This is a genomic window from Actinomyces acetigenes (assembly GCF_031296635.1).
In the GTDB taxonomy this organism is placed as follows: Bacteria; Actinomycetota; Actinomycetes; order Actinomycetales; family Actinomycetaceae; genus Actinomyces; species Actinomyces acetigenes.
Genome location: NZ_JASPFC010000087.1, coordinates 1 through 1686, shown reverse-complemented (window position 1 = coordinate 1686; position 1686 = coordinate 1). Strand labels below are relative to the sequence as shown.

The 1686-nt window shown below is 62.9% G+C and carries 3 protein-coding genes; 2 read left to right on the top strand and 1 reads right to left on the bottom strand.

Annotated features, from left to right (window positions below):
- Positions 1-538 (bottom strand): hypothetical protein (locus RIV14_RS13600; RefSeq protein WP_309325255.1); only part of this gene is annotated, 538 nt, incomplete at its 3' end.
- Between the two features lie 337 nt (positions 539-875).
- On the opposite strand from RIV14_RS13600, the gene RIV14_RS13595 reads away from it, so the two are divergent.
- Both RIV14_RS13595 and RIV14_RS13590 read left to right on the top strand, forming a co-directional pair.
- Complete coding sequence (locus RIV14_RS13595; protein ID WP_081379634.1) at positions 876-1157, top strand: hypothetical protein; 282 nt, start codon at positions 876-878, stop codon at positions 1155-1157.
- A gap of 5 nt (positions 1158-1162) precedes the next feature.
- A complete protein-coding gene (locus tag RIV14_RS13590) occupies positions 1163-1504 on the top strand; it encodes a ribbon-helix-helix domain-containing protein (protein WP_075373618.1) in 342 nt (113 codons plus the stop codon).
- Positions 1505-1686: the final 182 nt, after the last annotated feature.

Genomic DNA, 1686 nt, shown 5'->3' with positions numbered 1-1686 from the left:
CGTAACACATGGTTACATTGGCGGTCTTCCCATCCGTATCTACCTCCACATTGCTCACACCGATTGAAATTGGGGGCTTGTCGTAAAACGTCATATTATTGTAGTTATTTTGAATATTGTTTCTGGTTTTACCGGTTGAACGATTAAGAGCCTCGTCCAGGCCTTCGCCGGTTGACCAGACACGCCAGGTGGCCTTGTCGTAAGCGATATAGTCCTGGAGGACCTTGGTCTGGGTGGCATCCAGGTCTTTGGGGATGGAGACCACCGTGTACCCCAGGGTAGGGTCGGACAAGGACTCAGCAGTCACCGCACCAGCACTGGCAGCACCACTCGCACCAGCCGACGCCCCACCCGAGGCAGACGCAGACACCGACGAACCACCACCAGCACCCGCCGTGCTGACCGGCGGGACCGTCCCACCACCCTTAGGGCTGCCCGACGAACACCCCACCAGAGCCAACGAACCGACCAGCACACCCGCACCCAGTTCACTGACGACACGACCACGACCAGACAGGCGAACAAGGGAACGAGCCACGAGGAAGCACCTCCACAATCAGGCCGAGCACAACCCCTCGGCACAGCAGGAATCCACCCGACCCTACCGGCCGGTCACAACAAAGTCACGGCCCCGACCAAGGCCACACGCCGCCTCCAGCCAGCGGCGCACGTCGACCAGCAGCGCGCAGCCCTAAGCAGCCCGACCCCCAGCCCAACATCTTTGAATACCGATGACGTCACCGATAGCCGACACCCCAGCTGTGCCTACTGCCAGGGACAAATAGTCCGCCGTAGTACTCAGTAGTACTCAAGGGGGATCAGTGCTTGCCGGCACCACGCATGACACCACCCCAGTTCTGTACTACAATAATGGTGTGGCCATCTACTACACAGACAGCGCCAGCAAGCACAACGTCCCACACGAAGACATCGAGTACGCCCTCTTCCACCCCATCAACAAGCAACGAGTCGACGGACGCCCCCGCGACGTCACCTTCATGTTCGTCGGACGACCCCACGAGCTGTCCCGCACGTTCCTCGAGGTCGGCGCCGCCATGCGCCCCGACGGACGCCTCGAGGTCTTCCACGCCATGGAGCTCACCGACAAATGGAGATGGCTCCTGTACGCACCCGGACACACCCCCTGGGAGGAGTAACAAGCATGACCCACACAACCACCCGCACCACCGAGACCACAACCAACGAAGAGCTCGACACCCTCGCCACCACCGGCGACCTGCGCCCCATCGGAGCCCCTGACGGCGGAGGAGACCTCCCCGACGAAGCCGCCCTGCGCGCAGTCTTCACCGGCGGCCGCCCCAATCTCGGGCACACCCACGCCACCGGACGCGGAGCCTCCACCCGCCGACAGGTCCGCCTGCCCGAGCACACCAACACCGCCCTCGACACCTACGCCAAGACCCACGGACTGACCCCAAGCGCAGTCATCCGCGACGCCCTCAACGCCTACCTCACCAACCACCAGAGCACCCCCACCACCTAACGACAGTCGCACGCCAAGCCCATCGAGGTCAACGGACCCTGCCGACGTCCTCACAGAGCCCCTCGCCGAGCGCTACCCCCACCTTCCATAGATCAGCCGCCTACAGGAGGACACGACGTCGGTGACGCGTGCTGGGACGACACTCGCACCAGCCGGAGACCAGGCGTCACGGTCAAGTCGGT

What these genes read in the sequence shown, in the direction of transcription:
- RIV14_RS13590 (WP_075373618.1), top strand. Translation starts at nt 1,163, where the DNA reads ATGACCCACACAACCACCCGCACCACCGAGACCACAACCAACGAAGAG.